Origin of the sequence: Stenotrophomonas maltophilia group sp. Smal13 (genome assembly GCF_030236855.1) — a bacterium.
Taxonomy (GTDB): Bacteria; Pseudomonadota; Gammaproteobacteria; order Xanthomonadales; family Xanthomonadaceae; genus Stenotrophomonas; species Stenotrophomonas maltophilia_A.
In genome coordinates, this window is sequence record NZ_JASJSQ010000059.1 from 1 (window position 1) to 21,446 (window position 21,446).

At 66.9% G+C, this 21,446-nt stretch carries 15 protein-coding genes; 7 read left to right on the forward strand and 8 right to left on the reverse strand.

All coding sequences use genetic code 11. From position 1 onward, the window contains the following. Positions 1-33: 33 nt before the first annotated feature. Positions 34-1,638: a hypothetical protein gene (locus tag QRO95_RS17425; RefSeq protein ID WP_279913362.1), complete on the forward strand. Its 1,605-nt coding sequence runs from the start codon at positions 34-36 to the stop codon at positions 1,636-1,638. A 78-nt stretch (positions 1,639-1,716) separates the two neighbouring features. On the opposite strand, the gene QRO95_RS17430 is transcribed toward QRO95_RS17425, so the two are convergent. Next, positions 1,717-2,427 carry a glutathione S-transferase gene (locus QRO95_RS17430; RefSeq protein ID WP_279913363.1) on the reverse strand — a complete coding sequence of 237 codons (711 nt, stop codon included), beginning with the start codon at positions 2,425-2,427 and terminating at the stop codon, positions 1,717-1,719. A gap of 95 nt (positions 2,428-2,522) precedes the next feature. After that, positions 2,523-3,014: a hypothetical protein gene (locus QRO95_RS17435; protein ID WP_285303096.1), complete on the reverse strand. Its 492-nt coding sequence runs from the start codon at positions 3,012-3,014 to the stop codon at positions 2,523-2,525. A 154-nt stretch (positions 3,015-3,168) separates the two neighbouring features. Between QRO95_RS17435 and QRO95_RS17440 the strand changes: the two genes are divergently transcribed. Both QRO95_RS17440 and clpB read left to right on the forward strand, forming a co-directional pair. Next, positions 3,169-3,990, forward strand: a complete 822-nt coding sequence (locus QRO95_RS17440) for a DUF3014 domain-containing protein (RefSeq protein ID WP_285303097.1) — start codon at positions 3,169-3,171, stop codon at positions 3,988-3,990. 181 nt (positions 3,991-4,171) lie between these two features. After that, on the forward strand, positions 4,172-6,757 hold the full coding sequence (clpB, locus tag QRO95_RS17445) for an ATP-dependent chaperone ClpB (protein ID WP_285303098.1): 2,586 nt from the start codon (positions 4,172-4,174) through the stop codon (positions 6,755-6,757). 72 nt (positions 6,758-6,829) lie between these two features. On the opposite strand, the gene QRO95_RS17450 is transcribed toward clpB, so the two are convergent. The 3 genes from QRO95_RS17450 to QRO95_RS17460 form a co-directional block, all read right to left on the reverse strand. Further along, positions 6,830-7,630: a MipA/OmpV family protein gene (locus QRO95_RS17450; RefSeq protein WP_285303099.1), complete on the reverse strand. Its 801-nt coding sequence runs from the start codon at positions 7,628-7,630 to the stop codon at positions 6,830-6,832. Positions 7,631-7,770: 140 nt separating this feature from the next. Then, positions 7,771-9,066 (reverse strand): ATP-binding protein, encoded by a 1,296-nt coding sequence (locus tag QRO95_RS17455; protein ID WP_049461521.1) that lies wholly within the window; start codon positions 9,064-9,066, stop codon positions 7,771-7,773. After that, a complete protein-coding gene (locus tag QRO95_RS17460; RefSeq protein ID WP_285303100.1) occupies positions 9,063-9,800 on the reverse strand; it encodes a response regulator transcription factor in 738 nt (245 codons plus the stop codon). Before QRO95_RS17460 ends, QRO95_RS17455 begins: the two co-directional genes overlap by 4 nt. A 181-nt stretch (positions 9,801-9,981) precedes the next feature. On the opposite strand from QRO95_RS17460, the gene QRO95_RS17465 reads away from it, so the two are divergent. Continuing rightward, positions 9,982-11,268 carry an O-acetylhomoserine aminocarboxypropyltransferase/cysteine synthase family protein gene (locus tag QRO95_RS17465; RefSeq protein ID WP_032128543.1) on the forward strand — a complete coding sequence of 429 codons (1,287 nt, stop codon included), beginning with the start codon at positions 9,982-9,984 and terminating at the stop codon, positions 11,266-11,268. Between the two features lie 397 nt (positions 11,269-11,665). Here QRO95_RS17465 and ybaL read toward each other — a convergent pair whose 3' ends face one another. Continuing rightward, complete coding sequence (gene ybaL, locus QRO95_RS17470; RefSeq protein WP_049461518.1) at positions 11,666-13,363, reverse strand: YbaL family putative K(+) efflux transporter; 1,698 nt, start codon at positions 13,361-13,363, stop codon at positions 11,666-11,668. A 151-nt stretch (positions 13,364-13,514) separates the two neighbouring features. Then, the gene (locus tag QRO95_RS17475; RefSeq protein WP_197615804.1) at positions 13,515-15,902 is read right to left on the reverse strand and encodes a TonB-dependent siderophore receptor; all 2,388 of its coding nucleotides are present in this window, start codon (positions 15,900-15,902) and stop codon (positions 13,515-13,517) included. A 336-nt stretch (positions 15,903-16,238) separates the two neighbouring features. Between QRO95_RS17475 and QRO95_RS17480 the strand changes: the two genes are divergently transcribed. Next, a complete protein-coding gene (locus QRO95_RS17480) occupies positions 16,239-18,104 on the forward strand; it encodes an ABC-F family ATP-binding cassette domain-containing protein (protein WP_049400785.1) in 1,866 nt (621 codons plus the stop codon). 73 nt (positions 18,105-18,177) lie between these two features. Here the strand turns inward: QRO95_RS17480 and ampR are convergent, their stop codons facing one another. Next, entirely contained in the window at positions 18,178-19,041 is an 864-nt protein-coding gene (gene ampR / locus QRO95_RS17485; RefSeq protein ID WP_285303101.1) for a LysR family transcriptional regulator AmpR, read from the reverse strand. Between the two features lie 175 nt (positions 19,042-19,216). On the opposite strand from ampR, the gene blaL2 reads away from it, so the two are divergent. Both blaL2 and QRO95_RS17495 read left to right on the forward strand, forming a co-directional pair. Continuing rightward, entirely contained in the window at positions 19,217-20,128 is a 912-nt protein-coding gene (blaL2, locus tag QRO95_RS17490; protein WP_049400784.1) for a L2 family extended-spectrum class A beta-lactamase, read from the forward strand. An 85-nt stretch (positions 20,129-20,213) separates the two neighbouring features. Continuing rightward, complete coding sequence (locus QRO95_RS17495) at positions 20,214-21,428, forward strand: cation:proton antiporter (RefSeq protein WP_032128538.1); 1,215 nt, start codon at positions 20,214-20,216, stop codon at positions 21,426-21,428. The last annotated feature ends 18 nt before the right edge of the window (positions 21,429-21,446 follow it).

Below are 21,446 nucleotides of genomic sequence, written 5' to 3' on the forward strand. Positions count from 1 at the left end.
CCATCGGCGGTCCCCACCCCCACCACCCCTTCCATGTCCGCTCCCGCTTCCGCCGCACCGCGTCGTTGGTTCGTCTCCGGCGACTTCAACGGCTTCTTCGGCCTGGTCGTCGACAACCTCTCCATCCTCGGCTTCATCGCCATGGCCCTGGTCGGGATCTTCCAGTTCCCCGCCGACGTGGTGTTCGGCCGCATGTTCCCCGGCACCGCCTTCGGCGTGCTGGTCGGCAACCTGCTGTACACCCTGATGGCCCGCCGGCTGGCCGCGCGTACCGGCCGCGATGATGTCACCGCCATGCCGCTGGGCCTGGATGCACCGACCAGCATCGGCATGGCGTTGCTGGTGCTCGGTCCGGCCTTCATCGCCTTCAAGCAGCAGGGCATGGACCCGCATGCTGCGGGTATCGCCACCTGGCAGCTGGGCATGGCCGCGCTGGTGATCATGGGCGTGCTCAAGTTCGTGCTGTCATTCTTCGGTGAAGCGGTCACCCGCGCGCTGCCGCGTGCTGCGCTGCTGGGTTCCATCGCCGGCATCGCGCTGGTGCTGATGGGCCTGCTGCCGCTGCTGGAAACGCTGCGCTCGCCGCTGGTCGGCTTCACCACGCTGGGCCTGCTGCTGTACGTGCTGATCGCCAAGGGCAAGCTGCCGGTGCGTGGCCCCGGCGTGCTGCTGGCCTTCGTGTTCGGCACCGTGCTGTATTACGGGCTGGGCCTGGCCGGGCTGGGCGCGCCGGGCTTCCATGTGCCGGCGTGGGTGCCGCCACAGGTGGTGCTGCCGCTGCCGACGCTGGGCTTCCTCGACGGCCTGCCCACCGCGATGACCTACCTGCCGCTGCTGCTGCCGTTCGGCCTGCTGATGGTGGTCGGTGGCATCAACGTGTCCGAAAGCGCACGCGCGGCCGGTGATGACTACCGCACCCGTGACATCCTGCTGGTGGAAGCGGTGGCTACGCTGGTGGCCGGTGTCTGCGGTGGCGTGGCGCAGACCACGCCGTACATCGGCCAGCCGGCCTACAAGCACATGGGCGCGCGCAGCGGCTACACGCTGCTGACCGGCCTGTTCGTCGGCATCGGCGGCATGCTCGGCATCATCTCCGGGCTGGTGCAGTGGCTGCCGCTGGCGGTGCTGGCACCGATCATCGTGTACGTGGCCATCGACATCACCACCCAGGCCTTCCAGGCCACGCCGCGCCACCATACCGGCGCGATGGTGTTCGGTTTCCTGCCGTCGGTAGCGTACCTGCTGGCGATCAAGGCGCCAGGCTGGATCGCACCGGACCAGCTGCCGCAGCTGCTGACCAAGCTCGATGGCCACGGATTGCCTGAGCTGGCGGTGATCTTCACCCTCGGCAATGGCTTCATCATCACCTCGATGCTGTGGATCTCTGCGGTGGCGGCCATGGTTGATGGCCGCCTGCGCCGCGCCTGCGGCTTCCTGCTGGTGGCGGCGGTGCTGACCCTGTTCGGCCTGATCCACTCGGTGGACCCGCGCGGTGGCATCTACCTGCCGTGGGATCTGGACGGCCTGGCGCGCATCATCAGCTGGCAGTTCGCCGGCGCCTATGTGGCATTGGCGCTGCTGCTGGGCCTGCTGTCACTGCAGAAGCAGGCGGTGAAGCCGCTGGGTGAAAACAGCTGACCCGTGGTAGTGCCGGCCGCTGGCCGGCATGCTCATGGAGCTCGGACGCATCGTGCAGTTGCCGGCCAGCGGCCGGCACTACCGCTCCCCATCCAGCTCGGGGTAATGGCGGAAGATGCCATTCGTGTTGAACGCCAGGCGCCGTTCCGAGCCCAGATAGGCGGCGATGTTCGGTCGCTTCGCCACCCGCTCCTGCAGCGCGCGCAGCAGGGGCAGGGTCGGTTCCAGTGCCTGCATGCGGCGTGGGAACATGTAGTTCAGCCCGCTCAGCAGCTGGAACAGCGACAGATCCACATACGAGTGCTCGCGCAGTGCATGGCGGCCACCGTTGGCGGCCAGCACCTGCTCGAAGTAGCTGAGGAACTTCGGTAGCCGTTCGCTGCGCAGCGACGCGGCACGTGCCTTGGCCTCGGTCTTCTGCTCTTCGTAGTACTTCGATGCAGCGATCGGATGGTGGGTGTCATGCACCTCGGCCACCAGGTCGGCGATGGTCAGCTGCAACTGCAGCGCCTGCATCCGCCGCGAGGCTGCCTGTGGCACCAGGTCCAGCGTCGGGCCCAGGAAATCCAGGATTGCCGCGACCTGCGCGATGACCTGGCGACCGGCCTTCAGGAACGGCGGCGCGAAGGGCTGCGCACCTTCACTGCTGCCATCGAGAAACGGCTGCATCACTGCATCGCCGTGCACCCGCGCCATGTCGATGTAGTCGGCACCGGCATCTTCCAGCGCCAGCCGCACGAACTCGCCACGGCCCTGGATGCCGGTCCAGTAATACAGCGCGTATTGCATGGCAGTGTCTCCACGGGACAGGATGCATAGCGTCGCGCTGCTCGCGCAAAGCGGGCGTGAGTGCAATGCCTACCTGGCGTTGGATGTCGGAGTGTTCAGGCCGATGGCGCGACGGTGATGATGTCGTGCTCATTGACGCTGCCAGCCAGCGTGTAGCGATATCCCTTGGCCAGGACTTCAACGTAGCTGTCATGTGCGGCAAGGATGAAAAGCTGCAGGTCGTGGACATTGCGGGGATCGTAGTGCGCGAGCAGTGCCGCCAGGCCAGGATCGTGGATGACCCGGTAGAAGCCGGGGAAAGGGCAGAGACCGGTTTGCCGCCAGTGCGCGGTTTCATCGGCTGGTCCGGTTTCCTCGAAGATCTCGCCGTGGCGCATCTCGTGAAAATTTCCGCCCCGGCAGCGCGCTTCATGGACAAGTTCGAAATCCACCTGCAGTGAGCGGTAACGCATGCCCGGCTGCGCTGCATAGTCCTCCAGCGTCTGTGCCTCCACATTCACCTGTGCGCTCGCGTTCTGCTCTCGATACACCAGTGTCAGGTCGAGCGTGCTGATGCGGAAAGGCACCGGTTCCGGGCAAAGCTCCATGGGTCGTTCGTCGAAGAGGCTGGACTGCTCATTGGGCCGCCCGTCGCACTGCGCTGTCAACGCGTTTCCCGAACCTTACCGGAACGGGTGGGGAACCCACGGAAATCAGCCGGGTCACACCTTCTCCATGCGTGTGAAAACGAGGTGCTGCATCATGCAGAGTGGAAAAGCAGTTTGGCCTTGGGTGTTGGGCGTGGTGGTGATCGGTGGCGCGGGCGGTTGGCTGTTCCGCGACCAGCTGAAGAGCCTGGCGGACGGAGTTTCGGTGCCGGTGCAATCAACCCCGGCCAGTACCGGCGCACCGGCACAACCGAAGGCGGCCGCAGAACCCGCCCCAACACTACCTCCGATCAAGTATCCGCTGGATACCGAGGCCGCGGCGGATCCGGCGCTGCCGAAGCTGGCTGACAGCGATGCCGCTGCCTGGGGCGCGCTGAGCCAGCTGTTCCAGGGCGAGGGTCCGCTGACCCTGCTGTTGCGCGACCATCTGATCCAGCGCCTGGTCACCCAGGTCGACAACCTGGACAAGCCCAGCGTGCCACCCACAGCGCTGGCCGCGCGCCCGCTGCCAGGCAACCTGCAGGTCGAGCCGGGCGAAGGCGGTGAACGCATCGCCGCCAGCAATGCGGCGCGCTATGCGCCCTACGTGCAGGCCTTCACCGCGCTGGACCCGGCGGCAACGGCCACGGCCTACAAGCGCTTCTATCCGCTGATCCAGCAGGCTTACGTGGACCTTGGCCGGCCCGAGGGCTATTTCAACGACCGTCTGGTCACGGTGATCGACCACCTGCTGGAGACCCCGGAACTGGCCCAGGCGCCGCTGGTGCAGCGCGACGAACGGGGCCGCTATCGCTTCGTCGATCCCACCCTGCAGTCACGCTCGATCGGGCAGAAGGCCCTGCTGCGCATGGATCCGGCGCAGGCGCGGGCGGTCAAGCAGCAGCTGCGGGCGATCCGCAGCGCGATCACCCGTTGAACCCTTCCACCGCGCGGAACTGATCGGGATCAACGCGCCGACCACACCCGTTCCGGCATGCTGGCCGCAGGCTGACTGGCCTCGGGGTGCAGTCGCAGTCACCCTTGAAACGGGGTGGGGCAACCGCATCTTTCCAGCATCGCCGGCGCGGGCCGGCCCTGATGACCGATGAGGATTCGCAATGCGGATGGACAAGCTCACCTCGCGTTTCCAGCAGGCGCTGGCAGACGCACAGTCGCTGGCCGTTGGCCGCGACAACAGCATCATCGAACCAGTTCACCTGTTCAGCGCGTTGCTGGACCAGCAGGGTGGCAGTACGCGCCCGCTGCTGGCCCAGGCCGGGGTGAACGTGCCGGTGCTGCGCGAGCGCCTGACCGAGGCACTGGATGCGCTGCCGAAGGTGTCCGGCCAGGCTGGCAACGTTTCGATGGGCAACGACCTCGGACGCCTGCTCAATCACACTGACAAGCTGGCCCAGCAGAATGGCGATGCCTTCATTGCCAGCGAGTGGTTCGTGCTGGCGGCGCTGGAAGACAGTGGCACGCTGGGCATGGCGCTGCGCGCCGCCGGTGCCGACAAGACCCGCCTGCAGGCTGCGATCGACAAGCTGCGTGGCGGCGAGAACGTGCAGTCGGAGAACGCCGAGGAACAGCGGCAGGCGCTGGAGAAGTACACCATCGACCTGACCGCGCGCGCCGAGAGCGGCAAGCTCGATCCGGTGATCGGCCGTGACGAGGAAATCCGCCGCACGATCCAGGTGCTGCAGCGCCGGACCAAGAACAACCCGGTGCTGATCGGCGAACCTGGCGTTGGCAAGACCGCGATCGTCGAAGGTCTGGCCCAGCGCATCATCAACGACGAAGTGCCCGAGGGCCTGCGCGGCAAGCGTGTGCTGTCGCTGGACATGGGCGCGCTGATTGCCGGTGCCAAGTTCCGTGGTGAGTTCGAGGAGCGGTTGAAGGGCGTGCTCAACGACCTGGCCAAGAGCGAAGGGCAGATCATCCTGTTCATCGATGAGCTGCACACCATGGTCGGTGCGGGTAAGGCCGATGGCGCGATGGATGCCGGCAACATGCTCAAGCCGGCGCTGGCACGCGGCGAGCTGCACTGCGTCGGTGCCACCACGCTGGATGAGTACCGCAAGTACATCGAAAAGGATGCCGCGCTGGAGCGCCGCTTCCAGAAGGTCTTCGTGGGTGAGCCGTCGGTGGAAGACACCATTGCCATCCTGCGCGGGCTGAAGGAAAAGTACGCGGTGCACCACGGCGTGGAGATCACCGACCCGGCCATCGTCGCCGCTGCGACGCTGTCCAACCGCTACATCACCGACCGCCAGCTGCCGGACAAGGCCATCGATCTGATGGACGAGGCGGCCTCGCGCCTGCGCATGGAAATCGACTCCAAGCCGGAGGAGCTGGACCGCCTGGAACGCCGGGTGATCCAGCTGAAGATCCAGCGCGAGATGCTGAAGAAGGAAAAGGACGAGGCCTCGCGGCAGCGCCTGGCCGATCTGGAGAACGACATCGATGCGCTGGAGCGTGAGTTCTCCGACCTCAATGAAATCTGGAAGTCGGAGAAGGCAGCGCTGCAGGGTGCGACCAAGATCAAGGAGCAGGTCGAGCAGGCCAAGCTGGAGCTGGAAGCCGCGCAGCGCCGCCAGGATTTCGCCAAGATGAGCGAGATCCAGTATGGCCTGCTGCCGCAGCTGGAAAAGCAGCTGGCCGCTGCGCAGGAAGCCGAACACAGGGACTTCAAGCTGGTGCAGGACCGGGTCACCGACGAGGAGATCGCCGAGGTCGTGTCGCGCTGGACCGGCATTCCGGTCAACAAGATGCTCGAAGGTGAGCGCGACAAGCTGCTGCGGATGGAAGAGGTGCTGCACAACCGCGTGGTCGGCCAGGAGGAAGCGATCAAGGTCGTCTCCGATGCCGTGCGCCGTTCGCGTGCGGGCCTGTCCGATCCGAATCGCCCGGCCGGTTCGTTCCTGTTCCTCGGCCCGACCGGCGTCGGCAAGACCGAGCTGTGCAAGTCGCTGGCCGAGTTCCTGTTCGACAGTGCCGACGCGATGATCCGCATCGACATGAGCGAGTTCATGGAGAAGCACAGCGTCGCCCGCCTGATCGGTGCGCCCCCGGGCTACGTCGGTTACGAAGAGGGTGGCTACCTGACCGAGGCCGTGCGTCGCCGTCCGTATTCGTTGATCCTGCTGGACGAAGTGGAGAAGGCGCATCCGGATGTGTTCAACATCCTGCTGCAGGTGCTGGACGATGGCCGCCTGACCGATGGCCAGGGCCGCACCGTGGACTTCCGCAACACCGTCATCGTGATGACCTCGAACCTGGGCTCGCACCAGATCCAGGACATGAGCGCTGATGACAGCCCGGAGGCCTACACGCAGATGAAGGCGGCGGTAATGGGCGTGGTGCAGGCGCACTTCCGCCCGGAGTTCATCAACCGCCTGGACGACATCGTGGTGTTCCACCCGCTGGACAAGCAGCAGATCAAGCAGATCGCGCGTATCCAGATGCGTGGGCTGGAAAAGCGCCTGGCCGAACGTGGTTTGAAGCTGCTGGTGTCCGATGCAGCGTTCGACCTGCTCGGCAACGTTGGTTTCGATCCGGTGTATGGCGCACGTCCGTTGAAGCGCGCGATCCAGGCGCAGCTGGAGAACCCGCTGGCGCAGAAGATCCTGTCCGGCGCCTTCGTCAACGGCGACACCATTGAAGTCGGCAACGACGGCGGACATCTGGTATTCGCAAAGGCGTGATTCACACGGGGCGCTGCCTGACCGCGGCGCCCCGTTTCCTGCGAAGTACGCCGGGCCATGCCCGGCGCTCACTCAGAAGCGGTGCGTATAGCCGCTCATCAAGCCGAACTGGTTCGCCTTCAGCACGATCGGGCTGTCGGCCGCATCGCCGAGCAGGCGCGTGCCTTCGGCCGAGATGTACCAGTTGCCATTGCGGCCCACGCGGTGGCTCCATTTCAGGCCAAGACCGGCGCTGACCAGCCCAGCCTTCGGCGTGTGCTGGGCAAAGCCGGTGCGCGCCGCCTGGTCCGGGCTGACGCCGTACCAGGTCTGCATGTAGCCACGATTGCCGTAGTCGGTGGAAACACTGCCGCTGACCACGCCACCGGCCAGGTCGAACAGCGGCATGCTCAGATTCAGATGGATCTGCTGGGTAGCCAGGCCGTTCTCGGCCTTGTCCTCGTCCTTGCGGGTGAACTGCCAGGAGCCGCTCAGCACGGCTTCGCCCAGCGTATAACCAGCGGTGAGACCGACCAGGGGACGGGTATCGATATCACCCATGCCGCGCAGGAAGTCCGAACCGCCGAGCAGGGAGTCCTTGTCGCGGCGGATGCCGCTGGCGCCGATGTAGGCACGCACGCGGGTGTGCTCGCCAATGGACGTGCCCCAACCGATGCCACTGGTGCCCAGAAACCATCCCCCCGGCGAGGTGACATCGAACGACAGCGACGGCGTCGCGCGGTATTCCTCGCTGCCGCTGTAGCGCGGCGTCACGCCACCACCAGCGGCGAGCTCGAAGGTCCAGTGGTCATCCTTGGCGTGGGCGATCGGCGCGGCGAACAGCGGCAGCAGGGCCAGGCAGAGCAGGGTGGGGGAACGGCGAAGCTGGGACATGGAATCTCTCGACAATGGGAGGAAAGCAGCGCGCGCATCCGGCGAGTGCTGCAGGGTCGCCAGCGTGGCGATATGCCGGCGACCGATCCCTCCGCAGTTGTGCGGGAGTTGTAATCAACTGTAATGGCGCCCGTGGGCGTTCAGCTGGCAGCCAGCGGCCAGTGCATTTCCAGACGCGCGCCACCCAGCGTGGCGCGGCTGATGCGCAGCTCGCCACCGTGGCGGGCTGCAATGCGGTTGACGATGGCCAGGCCCAGCCCGAAGCCGCCGGTATCGCGGCTGCGGCTGTCATCCAGGCGGGTGAACGGGCGCATCACTTTTTCGTGGTCGGCCTCGGCGATGCCCGGGCCGTCGTCATCCACGCGCAGGCACGCGCGGCCGCCGACACCGACCAGCGACACTTCCACCTGCGAACGCGCGTGGCGCAGCGCATTGCCTACCAGATTGCTCAGCGCCAGCTGCAGCAGCCGCGGTTCGGCATCCACCCGCGGCAACGCACTGGGCTGCACGCGCAGGACCACGCCGGCTCGTTCGGCATCACGGCGTGCATCGGCCAGGCAGGCCTGCAGCCAGTCGTTGGCTTCAATGCGCTGCATCGGCTCGCCTTCGCCGGGATGCTCCAGACGCTCATAGGCCAGCAGTTCGCTGACCAGCCGGTTGAGTTCGGCCAGGTCGCCGTGCAGCCCCTGTGCCAGCCGTGTACGGCGTTCGTGATCGTCGCTGTCCTGCATCAGGTCCAGGCCGAAGGCCACGCGCGCGATCGGTGTACGCAGCTCATGCGAGATCGCGTGGGTGAGGTCGCGCTGGCGCTGGACCAGTTCGGCCACGCGTGCGGCCATGCGGTTGGAATGGTCGACGATGACCCGGATCTGCGAGCGTGGCGAAACCTGCGCGCGCGCCTGCAGATCGCCGGCACCGATGCGATCGGCGTGCACGCGCAGCGCGTCCAGATCGCGCCAGAGCAGGCGCACCCAGGCGTACAGGCACAGCCCGAACAGGGCCAGCATCACCGAATAGGCGATCAGGGTGAGATAGAGGGTCATCGACGGCTCGCCTGGCAGATGCAGGCGCAGCCAGGGGCCATCGGGATGCAGTGGATCAAGCGGCGCCAGTACGATCTCGAACTTCTGCCGGGAAATGAGCCCGTTGCGCTGCAGCTGTTCCTGTTCGCCGGCCGCGAGGGCCGGTGCTGACGGCAGCAGAGCCAATGCGATGCCATAGTGGGGTTGCCATTGCGCCAGCTGATCCTGCTGGGCGGCGGAGTCCTTTCCGTCCAACCCCTGCCGCAATGCATACAACTGGCCACGCACCTGCTCTGCGAACACACGCTGCTGGAACGGCAGGTAGATGCGATCGAAGATCACGTTGATCAGCAGCAGGGTGATCAGGAAGCTCGCGCCGACCACCAGCCACAGGCGCAGGAACAGCCGCTTCATGCCGACCAGGACGAGGGATTGAACTGGTAGCCGCGGCCCCACACCGTCTTGATCCGCCGCGGTTCGCGCGCGTCATCCCCCAGCTTGCGGCGCAGCTTGCCGATGCTGACATCGACACTGCGGTCCAACCCGTCGAAGCCGATGCCGCGCACCGCCTGCAGGATCTGGTCACGCGAGAGAATCTGCCCCGGCTGGCTGGCCAGCAGCCACAGGATCTCGAATTCGGTGGTGCCCATGTCCACCGGCTGGCCGTGCAGATGCACATCGCGCTGCATGCGGTCGATCAGCAGCTCGCCGTGCATCAGGCGGCAGGGGCTGCCGGTGTTGCTGCTGCCATGGCGGCGGCGCAGCAGGGCGCGCAGGCGGGCCAGCAGCAGGCGCGGCTCGATCGGCTTGTGCACATAGTCGTCGGCGCCTGATTCCAGGCCGAGCACCTGCTCGATGTCGTCCTCGCAGGCCGTCAGCATCAGGATCGGCACATCGGAGAAGCTGCGGATCTGCCGGCACACATCGATGCCGCCAAGGCCGGGCAGCATCAGGTCCAGCACCACCAGTTCCGGCGCGTGCTGGCGGCAGGCCGCACCGGCGAGGTCGCCACGGGCCACATGCAGCACGGCGAAGCCATGTTCGTGCAGGTAGTCGCTGACCAGTTCGGCCAGGCGGCGGTCGTCCTCCACCAGCAGCACCGGGGTCGGCGAGCCGCTGGCGGCGGGTGTCCAGGGGGATGACTGCATGCGCTTGGGCCTCCGTGCCCGGGCAGGAGCGCCCGGCGGCGAAGCCTAGCAACGGCCCATGACGGCTGCCTGAATCGCGGCCAACCTGATAACCGGTGGTACTGGCGTCATCGCCAGCAGCTTTCAGCGCGTGGTTCTGGCTGGCCTATGGTGGCGGTTTCCCCGGATGGAGCCTGGCGCAATGAGCGACCCGCAGTGGCAACTGGAAACCCTGGCCGTGCATGGCGGCTACCGTCCCGACCCGACCACCCGCGCGGTGGCGGTGCCGATCTACCAGACGGTGGCGTATGCCTTCGATGACACCCAGCACGGCGCCGATCTGTTCGACCTGAAGGTGCCCGGCAACATCTACACCCGCATCATGAACCCCACCACCGACGTGCTGGAACAGCGCCTGGCCGCACTGGAGGGTGGCATCGGCGCGCTGGCACTGGCCTCGGGGCAGGCGGCGATCACCTATGCCATCCAGACCATTGCCGAGGCCGGTGACAACATCGTTGCCTCCAGTGCGCTGTATGGCGGCAGCCTCAACCTGCTGGCGCACACGCTGCCGCAGTACGGCATCCAGGCGCGCTTCGCCGACCCGGCCGATCCGTCCGCCTTCGCCGCGCTGATCGACGAACGCACCAAGGCGGTGTTCGTCGAATCGATCGGCAACCCGCGTGGCAACGTCACCGACATCGCGGCGATTGCCGAGGTCGCGCATGCCGCCGGCGTGCCGCTGATTGTCGACAACACCGTGGCCACGCCGTTCCTGCTGCGCCCGTTCGAGCACGGCGCCGACATCGTGGTGCATTCGCTGACCAAGTACCTCGGCGGCCACGGCAACAGCCTCGGCGGCGCGATCGTCGATTCCGGCCGCTTCGACTGGGCTGCACAACCCCAGCGCTTCGCACGGCTCAACCAGCCCGACCCCAGCTATCACGGCGTGGTCTATACCGAAGCGCTGGGGCCGGCGGCCTACATCGGCCGCGCGCGGGTGGTGCCGCTGCGCAATACCGGCGCGGCGCTGTCGCCGTTCAATGCGTTCCTGATCCTGCAGGGCATTGAAACCCTGGCGCTGCGCATGGAGCGCATCAACGCCAACGCGCTGGCTGTCGCGCAGTTTCTGAAGTCACACGCAAAGGTGGCCTGGGTGCGCTACGCCGGGCTGGCCGACGACCCCGAGCATGCCGCCGCGCAGCGCTACCTGGGCGGGCACGGCTCGGGCGTACTGACCTTCGGCCTGCCGGGCGGCCGTGAAGCCGGCGCACGTTTCCTCGATGCGCTGAAGCTGTTCACCCGCCTGGTCAACCTGGGCGACGCGAAGTCACTGGCCACCCATCCCGCCTCGACTACCCATCGCCAGCTGGATGCCGCCGAACTGGCCAAGGCTGGCGTCAGCGAGGACACCGTGCGGCTGTCGATCGGCATCGAGCATATCGGCGACCTGCGTGCCGACCTGGAGCAGGCCCTGGCTGGCGCCTGATAGCCGCACGCTTGGTCGTCATCGCCACAGGCGATCACCACCGGCACCGCGATGCGCTACGGTGGAACTGCCTCTCCAAGGCATGGCAACGTGGCGATCCAGATCCCCGGTCGATGCGGGTCGACCGGGGATTTTTTTGTTTCCGGGGTCAGATGCACCGCCGTGTCGACCAAGGTCGACACCTACCAACAGCCGCAGGAAATTGTCGAAGGCAGGGTGGGCCCGGTTGCAGGGGCGTGAGCGCCATGGATGGCGCGACCGAGCCTCCATGGACGGATTCACGGCGTCCCCTGCAACCGGACCCACCCCGCCATCCCACGGAATGCCAGCTTTTGCTTTTGTCGTTGCCGTTGCTTCAGCAGGTGCAGGGCTGCAAGCCCTGCCGCACCCACACTCCTCACACCACCGGAATACTGTGCTGTCCCAGCCCGCGATACGGCGGCGTGGCCATCACCATCTCGGCCAGCGAGTACGCCAGCTCACGCTCGGCCATCACCGTGCCATCCGCACCGTGCTCCAACAGATGCTTCACCTCTGCATCGCTGTGTGCTCGCGCCAGCAGGGTCAGATCCGGATTGATCGCACGCAGCTTGGCCAGCGCCTCACCGGCTTCCAGCGGCTGAGGAATCGCCAGCACCGCAATCTTCGCGCGTTCCGGATGCGCTTCGGCCAGCACGCGGTCGGCAGCGGCACTACCACGGATCGCCGCCAGGCCCTTGGCGTGCGCCTGTTCGACGTGCTCCTTGTTGTCATCGATCACCAGCACCGGCACGCCACGATCGCGCAGCACCTGCGCCAGCTCGCTGCCGACCCGGCCGTAACCAATGACGATGGCATGGTCATGCAGGTCACGCGAGGGACCGGTGGCCTCTTCCGGCTCGGCGGCCTGGGGCGACTGCTCCTGCTTGGCCTGCCAACGGTCGAGCAGGCCGAATACCAGCGGGTTGAGCATGATCGACACCAGCGCACCGGCCAGGACCAGCGACTGGCCTTCCTTCGGCAGGATCTGCAGCGCCACGCCGAGGCCGGCGATGATGAAGGCGAACTCGCCGATCTGCGCCAGGCTGGCAGAGATGGTCAGCGCAGTGCTGGTCGGGTGCCCGAACGCGCGCACGATGAAGAACGCGGCGGCCGATTTGCCGAACATGATGATCAGCACGGTGGCCAGCACCTGCCACGGGTGCTGGATGAGGATGTTCGGGTCGAACAGCATGCCGACCGAGACGAAGAACAGCACTGCGAACGCATCACGCAGCGGCAGCGAATCGTGTGCGGCCTTGTGGCTCAGCTCCGATTCGTTGAGCAGCATGCCGGCGAAGAACGCGCCCAGTGCGAACGAGACGCCGAACAACATGGCCGAGCCGAACGCCACGCCCAGCGCGATCGCCAGCACCGACAGGGTGAACAGTTCGCGCGAACCGGTGCCGGCGATACGTTCGAGGATCCACGGGATGACCCGGCGCCCGACCACCAGCATCACCGCCACGAACAGGCCCAGCTGCACGAAGGTCCAGCCGATGTCGGCCAGCACGCTGCCCAGCGAGTGCGATTCCTTGGCCGCATCGGGGCCGAACACACCGGCCATCACCGGCATCATCACCAGCGCCAGCACACAGGCCAGGTCTTCCACGATCAGCCAGCCGACCGCGATCTTGCCGCGCATGGTCTCCAGCAGGCGGCGCTCCTCCATCGCCCGCAGCAGTACCACGGTACTGGCGGTGGCCAGCGAGAAACCGAAGATGACGCCATGCAGGGCTGGCCAGCCCATCAGCGAGGCCACGCCCCAGCCGAGCAGGGTAGCGACCGCGATCTGGCCGATGGCACCGGGGATGGCGATGGCCTTGACCGCCATCAGGTCCTTCAGCGAGAAGTGCAGGCCGACGCCGAACATCAGCAGCATCACGCCCAGCTCGGCCAGCTGGTTGGCCAGCGCCTGGTCGGCGACGAAGCCGGGGGTGAACGGGCCTACGCAGATGCCAGCAACCAGGTAACCGACCAAGGGAGACAAGCGGAGCTTGTTGGCCAGCGCGCCGAAGATGAAGGCGAGCCCGAGGCCAACGGCAACGATGTTGATCAGGTCGGTGTCATGGTGCATCGGCACTCGCAGAAAAACGGGGGTATCCCGATTTTCACCGATGACGCCAGATACGGCAAACCTTAAATGCGAATGGGGTCAGATCCCTCTCCCGCAGGAAAAGGGATCTGACCCCACCGGGGAGTTGCCGGCCAGCGGCCGGCACTACCGCTTACCAGGTGTACTTGACCCGGCCGTATACGTACGCGCCGTTGAAGCCGAACGGCGAGTAGTTGCTGTACGGCAGCATGCCGAAGGTGGAGTTCTGCAGGTCTTCGGTGCGGTCCGGGTACTTGTCCAGCAGGTTGTCGGCGCCCACGGTCAGGGTCCAGTTGCTGCTCGGCTTGTAGCTGGCCGAGGCATCCACCACCCAGGCGTCGCCATAGGTCTGGTCGCGCAGTGCGGTGGCCGAGTTGCGCACGGTGAACTTACCGTAGCGGGTCGCGGCCAGGCCCAGTTCCCAGTGGTCCGAACGCCAGGTGCCGCTCAGGATCGCCTTGTCGCGCGGATAGCTGTCCTCGATGCGGCCGATCTCATCGCGGCCGATCAGCGACTGGGTCAGGCCCAGCGTGCCGAACACCGCCGGGGTGCCGCCGACGCGGCGCACTTCGGTGTCGTTGTAGCTGTACGCGGCGGTCAGTTCCAGGCTGCTGGCGCTGAAGGGCACCGTGTAGCTGGACACGAAATCGACACCGCGGGTGCGCGTATCCAGGCCGTTGGTGAAGTACGAGAACGCGGTCACCTGCGGCAGGCCCAGCGTGCCCAGCAGCGCGCTGGTGGCGGTGTTGGTGGTGATGCTGGACGACAATGCGATGCGGTCATCGATGTCGATCTGGTAGGCGTCGACGGTGATGTACAGGCGGTCGACCGGCTGCAGCACCAGGCCCAGGCTGTAGGAGGTGGAGGTCTCGGCCTTCAGCGGCGAGGCGCCCAGCGCCTGCGCAGCCGGGCTGGTGGTCGGGAAGGTGCCGCGCTCGACGAACACGCCGTTGAGGAACTGGCTGGTGACCGCCTGGTAGCCCTGCTGCGCCAGCGACGGCGCACGGAAGCCGCTGGACGCGGTGGCCCGCAGCGCAACCTTGTCGGTGAACGCGTAGCGCGCCGACAGCTTGCCGGAGAAGCGGTCGCCGAAGTCCGAGTAGTCCTCGTAGCGGCCGGTGATGCCGGCCGAGAACTTCTCGGTCAGGTCCGCTTCCAGACCCGCATAGACCGCGTAGTTGTGGCGGTCGGCATGCACTTCATTGGTGGGGGTGAAGCCACCGAAGCCCTGCGCGCCACTGCCGGTGTACGAGTTCAGCTCGCCCGGCTTCTGGTCCCACTTCTCCTTGCGGTATTCACCACCGAAGGACAGCGTGACCGGGTAGGCCAGGCCCCAGTCCAGCGACTTGGTCAGGTCGGCGTTGAAGATGTCCTGCTGGTACTTCAGCGTGCCGTCGTAGAACGAGCGCGGGCTGGTTGCGCCGAGGCTGTAGTTGATGCTGTTGCGGGTGTGGAAGTCGAGGGTGTTCTCGCCGTGGTTCAGGCTCAGGTCCCAGGTCCAGCCGTTGCCGGTGTTGCCCTTGACCCCGGCCACCAGCGAGCGGTCCTTGGAGTACTGGTTGATCTCCGGCACGAAGCCGTCCGGGTAGGTCTGCGCCAGCAGCGCGCTCTGCCCGCTGTGGTTGCGCGAGCGGTAGAACGCGAACGAGGTGATGTCGCGGTTGCTGAGCAGCGCGCTGGCGTAGCCGGTCACGCGGTCGCTGAAATCGAAGCTGGCGTTGACCGAAGCCGCAGTCGCATCCACGCGCGGGTCGCCGACGATGAAGGTCTTCTGGCCGATGCTCGGGAAGTTGCCGGTGTTCGGGGTGGTGCCGCGGTACGGGCCGGCGCGGTTGCTTTCGTCCTGCTGGCTGATCTGGCCGGCCACGTGCACGCGGCCACGGCCGTTGCCGAACTCGACGCCAGTATCGCCGGAGAGCTGGTACTTGTTGCCGTCACCGGCCGAGTACTGGCCGTAGTCCACCGCCAGGCTGCCGCCACTGCCGCTGCCCTTGAGCACGATGTTGATGACGCCGGCGATGGCGTCCGAGCCGTACTGCGCCGACGCACCGTCGCGCAGCACTTCCACGCGTTCGATGGCGGCGATCGGGATCGCATTGATGTCCACTGCCGACGAACCACGGCCGATGCTGCCGTTGACGTTGATCATCGCCGAGGTGTGGCGGCGCTTGCCGTCGACCAGCACCAGCACCTGGTCCGGTGACAGGCCGCGCAGCTGCGCCGGGCGCACGCCGCTGGTGCCATCGGTCAGGGCAGGGCGCGGGAAGTTCAGCGAGGGCAGGGCGCGCGACAGCGCGGTGGCCAGCTCGCTGGTGCCGGTGGACTGCAGGGCTTCGGGGGTGATGATGTCGATCGGCGACTGCGATTCGGCCACCGTGCGGTCGGCCACGCGGGTGCCGGTGACGATTACCGTGTCCAGGGTGTTGGCGGCGGTGCCGGCCTGCTGGGCAGCGGCAACGAACGGAGAGCCACCGAGTGCGACAGCGACGGCGGCGGCGATCAGGCTGGTCTTGCGGGTCATCGGGACGGAGCTCCGGTTGGCGGGGGCGGCACCGGAATCGACATCACGGGGGTGAGGCGGACGGCGGTTGTTGCGGTGCGCAAAGCAGGAATTAACGGGATATTCAGTGCGTGTCAAATGCCGGTCATCGGAAAAAACGTTGCAGCAGCAACCATTTAGCCCGGATCGGCACTGGCGGGGGAGGGAGCCCGGGACGCGCGCGGCAAGGACGTGGGAGAGAGGAACGCCGGCCGCCGCGCATCCCGGGACGCGTCAAGTATTCGTTAACGCTAGAATTGCGTCGCAGGAACAGTGCTCACCAGCACATTCCATCTGGTTATATGGACGCCTCCCCCGATGATTTCCCTTCGTAATTTCGCCTTGCGCCGCGGCGAGCGGCTGCTGTTGTCCAATGTCGACCTGACCCTGCACGCCGGTTACCGGGTGGGTGTGGTCGGCCGCAACGGTGCTGGCAAGTCCAGCCTGTTCGCGGCGGTGAAGGGCGAGCTGGAGGCGGACAAGGGCGATGTCGATCTGCCCGGCAAGGTGCGCATCGCCAGCGTCGCCCAGGAAACCCCGTCGCTGCCCGACCCGGCGCTGAGCTTCGTGCTCGGCGGTGACATCGAGGTGGCCGCAGTGCTGGCCGCCGAGGCCGAGGCGACCGCCCGTGAAGACTGGGAGGCGGTGGCCGAGGCGCACACGAAGATGGCCGAGCTCAATGCCTACGACGCCGAAGCGCGCGCCGGCAAGCTGCTGCACGGCCTCGGTTTCCCGGCAGAGACCCACCACCGCGCGGTGTCCTCGTTCTCCGGCGGCTGGCGCGTGCGCCTGAACCTGGCACGCGCGCTGATGATGCCCAGCGACCTGCTGCTGCTGGACGAACCGACCAACCACCTGGATCTGGACGCGGTGTACTGGCTGGAGCAGTGGCTGCTGAAGTATCCCGGCACCCTGCTGCTGATCTCGCATGACCGCGAGTTCCTCGACAACGTGGCCACCCACACCCTGCACCTGCACGGTGGCGGCGCCAAGCTCTATCCGGGCGGCTACACCGACTTCGAGCGCCAGCGCGCCGAACAGCTGCGCCAGCAGCAGATCGCGCACGAGAAGGAACAGGCCGAGCGTGCCCACCTGCAGAGCTTCATCGACCGCTTCAAGGCGCAGGCCAGCAAGGCCGCGCAGGCGCAGAGCCGCATGAAGCGCCTGGCCAAGCTGGCCGGCACCGAAGCGGTGCGTGCCGAGCGCGAGTTCCGCATCGAGTTCGCGCCGCCGGCCAAGCTGCCGTTCTCGCTGATCCGCCTGAACCACGTCGAGGCCGGCTACGGCAAGGACGCGGTGATCCTGCACAACGTCGGCTTCGGCCTGGAAGCGGGCCAGCGCATCGGCCTGCTCGGCCCCAACGGTGCCGGTAAGACCACCCTGGTGAAGACCCTGGTGGGCGAGCTGGCGCCGATCGTCGGCGAGCGCATGGCGCACCCGGACCTGAAGATCGGCTACTTCGCCCAGCACACGGTGGAGTCGCTGCACGAAGGCCAGTCGCCGATGGAGCATTTCCGCGAGATCGCGCCGGACGCACCGAACCAGTCGTTCCGCGATTTCCTTGGCAAGTGGAACTTCCCGGGCGACCGCGCGTTCGAGCCGGTCGATGGTTTCTCCGGCGGCGAGCGCGCGCGCCTGGCGCTGGCGCTGATCGCCTGGCAGCAGCCGAATGTGCTGCTGCTGGACGAACCGACCAACCACCTTGACCTGGAAATGCGCGAAGCGCTGGCTGAGGCACTGGCCACCTTCGAAGGCGCGATCGTGATGGTCTCGCATGACCGCCATCTGATCGGCCTGGTCTGCGATACCTACTGGCGCGTGGCCGATGGCGTGGTCGAGCCGTTCGACGGCGACCTCGACGCCTACGCGGCCTGGCTGCGCACCCGTCCGCAGGCGCAGGGCACCAAGGCGCGCATGGAACAGGTGGAAGAGCCGGTGGTGGTCAAGACCGCGCCGGTGGCTCAGGTGGTGCAGAAGAAGCCGGTGAACCCGCACAAGCTGGCCGCCGCCGAAGCCAAGGTGGCCGAGCTGGAAAGCGCCCTGGCCGAGCTGGACCGCCAGCTGGCCGACCCGGCCAACTACGCCGATGCCACCCGCATGGCGGTGATCGGCCGTGACCGCGAAACCGCTGCCGCCCAGCTGGAAAAAGCCGAAGCCGCGTGGATGGAACTGCTGGAGTCCTGATCACGCAAAAAAGGGGACGGAGGGGATTAAGTCGTTTGTGGCACAAACGACTTAATCCCCTCCGTCCCCTTTTTCATCCCTGCGCCTGCAGCCACTCGCGGAAGCGTTTGGCAGGCTCACGCTCGGCACGCGAGCGCAGTCGCGTGAGCCAGTAGCGCCCCAGCTCCAGCGTGGTGCTGAATGGCTGCAGCAGGCGACCCTCGGCCAGTTCCTGCTCGAACATGCGCAGCGGCAGCAGCGCCACGCCGGCACCACCCACCGCGGCCATCGCCACCGTCAACGACGAATCAAACACCGGCCCGCGGGCTTCCACGCCACTCACTCCTGCCGCCTGCAGCCAGCGCGGCCATTCGTCGCTGCGGTAGGAGCGCAGCAGGGGCAGGGTGCCCAGGTCGCGTGGCTGTTTGAGCCGCCGCTCCAATGCTGGTGCGCACAGTGGTGCAAACGGCGCGTCGAGGATCGCTGTGCAGGCCTGGCCCTGCCAGTCGCCATCACCGAAGCGGATCGCCAGGTCCAGGCCCTCGCCGGCCAGATCAATGCGATTGTTGTGGGTCTGCAGTCGCAGCTCGATGTCCGGGTGCGCGGCCTCGAACGCAGCCAGCCGTGGCAGCAGCCAACCGGTGGCGAAGGTGCCGACCACGCCCAGCGTCAGTACTTCACGGGCCGGGCCACCGGTGTAGCGCGCGATGCTGGCCGAGATGCGCTCGAACGATTCGTTGAGCACCGGATACAGCGCCGCGCCCTCCTCGGTGAGCGCCACGCCGCGCGGCAGGCGATGGAACAGACGGATGCCGAGCCGGTCTTCCAGGCCGCGGATCTGGTGGCTGAGTGCGGCCTGGCTGACACACAGCTCCAGCGCGGCGCGGGTGAAGTTCTGGTGGCGTGCGGCCGCCTCGAAGGCACGCAGGGCGTTCAGCGGCAGGGTAGGGTGCAGCATCAGAGTAGTCGTGAGTCAATGTGATGGCTGATCCTACCTTCCCAGTAGCTAGTTCAGGAGAATTAAAGGGTTGATTGCGACAGGTATTAATCCAGCTAATGCCTTCCGCTGATTTTTCGCGCTGGTCGCCTGCGTGCGAGGCTTCAATAATCGGGCGGTCCCCAGGAGAACCCGCATGCTCGCCCGTCGCCGATTCCTGCAGTTCAGTGGTGCTGCCGTTGCTTCCTCGCTTGCCCTGCCGTTGCTGGCCCGTGCGGCGGGCAAGACCGCCGCCAGTGCACCGACCGATGCCGCCCTCACCGCCGCCACCGACTTCGCCGCACTGGAAAAGGCCTGTGCCGGTCGCCTCGGCGTGACCCTGCTTGATACCGCCAGCGGCCGCCGCATCGGTCATCGCCAGGACGAGCGTTTCCCGATGTGCAGCACGTTCAAGAGCGTGCTGGCCGCCACCGTGCTCAGCCAGGCCGAGCGCAGGCCCGCGTTGCTGGACACGCGCGTGCCGGTGCGCGATGCCGACCTGCTCTCGCACGCGCCGGTCACCCGCCGCCACGCCGGCAAGGACATGACCGTGCGCGATCTGTGCCGTGCCACGATCATCACCAGCGACAACACTGCAGCCAACCTGCTGTTCGGCGTGGTCGGTGGCCCGCCCGCGGTGACTGCGTTCCTGCGCGCGAGCGGTGATGCGGTGAGCCGCAGTGATCGCCTGGAGCCGGAGCTGAACAGCTTTGCCAAGGGCGATCCGCGCGACACCACCACGCCGGCGGCGATGGCTGCGACCCTGCAGCGCGTGGTGCTGGGCGAGGTGCTGCAGCCGGCGTCGCGGCAGCAGCTGGCCGATTGGCTGATCGACAACGAAACCGGCGACGCCTGCCTGCGCGCGGGCCTGGGCAAGCGCTGGCGCGTCGGTGACAAGACCGGCAGCAACGGCGAGGACGCGCGCAACGACATCGCCGTGTTGTGGCCGCTGGCCGGCGGCACGCCCTGGGTGCTGACCGCCTACCTGCAGGCGGGTGCGATCAGCAACGAACAGCGTGCCACGGTGCTGGCGCAGGTAGGCCGCATCGCCGATCGCCTGATCGGTTGAGGTAACCGGGGTCATTCAGAAGTGGCTTGCCGGATCGGTTCGGCGCGCGCATCCTGCGCGCGTTCGAATCACACGGAAGTCCCCCATGAGCCATGAACTGATCTACCTGCTGCTGATCTTTGCGCTGCTGGTGATCCCGCGCGCGCTGCAGCGTTTCAGCCTGCCCGCGCCGCTGACCTGCCTGCTGTTCGGCATCATCGGCATGCTCTGGCTGGGCGACCAGGCGCACGACGCAGTGATCGGTCTGTTGGCCACACTGGGCATTTCCTCGCTGTTCCTGTTCGCCGGCCTGGAAGTGGATCTGCAGGCGCTGCGCCGTGGCATGTGGCCGCTGCTGGCGCATCTGGTGATCCGTACCGGCACGCTGTTCGGTGTGGGCTGGCTGGCCTGGCGTTACGCGGGGCTGCCGTGGCAGGCCGCCGGCCTGCTGGCGCTGGCGCTGCTGACGCCGTCCACCGGCTTCATCATGGATTCGCTGTCGCGGCTGGGCCTGAGCGAGGACGAGCGGTTCTGGGTGACCAGCAAGGCCATTGCCGGTGAACTGCTGGCGCTGGCGGCGTTGTTCATCGTGCTGCAGGCCGGTGATCCGGGGCACATGGCGCTGTCCAGCCTGGCGCTGCTGGCGATGATGGTCGGCCTGCCGCTGCTGTTCATCGCGCTGGGCCGCTGGGTGGCGCCGCATGCGCCGGGCTCGGAGTTCTCGCTGCTGGTGATGGTGGGCATGGTCGCGGCCTACATCACCTATCTGCTGGGCGTGTACTACCTGGTCGGTGCGTTCATCGCCGGTCTGGTCGCGCGCCTGCTGCACCAGCGCATGCCGCTGCTGGCCTCGCACGAGAACCTGCATGCGCTGCGCCTGTTCGCCTCGTTCTTCGTGCCGTTCTACTTCTTCAACGCCGGCACCAAGGTGCCCAGCGAAGCACTGAGCTTTGAGGCGCTGGGGCTGGGCATCGTGATCACCCTGGTGGTGCTGCCGCTGCGCATCGGCGTGGTCTGGCTGCAGCGTCGGGTGATGTTCGGCGAGAGCTTCCGCAGCAGCCTGAGGGTCTCGCTGGCGCTGGCGCCGACGCTGATCTTCACCCTGGTGCTGGCGGCGATCATGCGCGAGCGCTTCCAGATCCCGGCGGTGCTGTTCGGCGCGCTGCTGCTGTATGCGGCGCTGACCACGCTGCTGCCGTCGCTGGTGTTCCGCACGCCGTTCGATGTCGATCCGGTTGAACAGGAACCTGCGGGTGAAGGCGAAGCCGCGCCGGTGGCGGCCACCGAAACGCTGCCAGCGGCATCTGCAGTCGATCGCTGAGCGGATGCTGCGCGTGCG

Excerpts from the sequence above, each read along its gene's own strand:
- QRO95_RS17425 (WP_279913362.1), top strand. The coding sequence starts at position 34 with ATGTCCGCTCCCGCTTCCGCCGCACCGCGTCGTTGGTTCGTCTCCGGC.
- QRO95_RS17430 (WP_279913363.1), bottom strand. The coding sequence starts at position 2,427 with ATGCAATACGCGCTGTATTACTGGACCGGCATCCAGGGCCGTGGCGAG.
- QRO95_RS17435 (WP_285303096.1), bottom strand. The coding sequence starts at position 3,014 with ATGGAGCTTTGCCCGGAACCGGTGCCTTTCCGCATCAGCACGCTCGAC.
- QRO95_RS17440 (WP_285303097.1), top strand. The coding sequence starts at position 3,169 with ATGCAGAGTGGAAAAGCAGTTTGGCCTTGGGTGTTGGGCGTGGTGGTG.
- clpB (WP_285303098.1), top strand. The coding sequence starts at position 4,172 with ATGCGGATGGACAAGCTCACCTCGCGTTTCCAGCAGGCGCTGGCAGAC.
- QRO95_RS17450 (WP_285303099.1), bottom strand. The coding sequence starts at position 7,630 with ATGTCCCAGCTTCGCCGTTCCCCCACCCTGCTCTGCCTGGCCCTGCTG.
- QRO95_RS17455 (WP_049461521.1), bottom strand. The coding sequence starts at position 9,066 with ATGAAGCGGCTGTTCCTGCGCCTGTGGCTGGTGGTCGGCGCGAGCTTC.
- QRO95_RS17460 (WP_285303100.1), bottom strand. The coding sequence starts at position 9,800 with ATGCAGTCATCCCCCTGGACACCCGCCGCCAGCGGCTCGCCGACCCCG.
- QRO95_RS17465 (WP_032128543.1), top strand. The coding sequence starts at position 9,982 with ATGAGCGACCCGCAGTGGCAACTGGAAACCCTGGCCGTGCATGGCGGC.
- ybaL (WP_049461518.1), bottom strand. The coding sequence starts at position 13,363 with ATGCACCATGACACCGACCTGATCAACATCGTTGCCGTTGGCCTCGGG.
- QRO95_RS17475 (WP_197615804.1), bottom strand. The coding sequence starts at position 15,902 with ATGACCCGCAAGACCAGCCTGATCGCCGCCGCCGTCGCTGTCGCACTC.
- QRO95_RS17480 (WP_049400785.1), top strand. The coding sequence starts at position 16,239 with ATGATTTCCCTTCGTAATTTCGCCTTGCGCCGCGGCGAGCGGCTGCTG.
- ampR (WP_285303101.1), bottom strand. The coding sequence starts at position 19,041 with ATGCTGCACCCTACCCTGCCGCTGAACGCCCTGCGTGCCTTCGAGGCG.
- blaL2 (WP_049400784.1), top strand. The coding sequence starts at position 19,217 with ATGCTCGCCCGTCGCCGATTCCTGCAGTTCAGTGGTGCTGCCGTTGCT.
- QRO95_RS17495 (WP_032128538.1), top strand. The coding sequence starts at position 20,214 with ATGAGCCATGAACTGATCTACCTGCTGCTGATCTTTGCGCTGCTGGTG.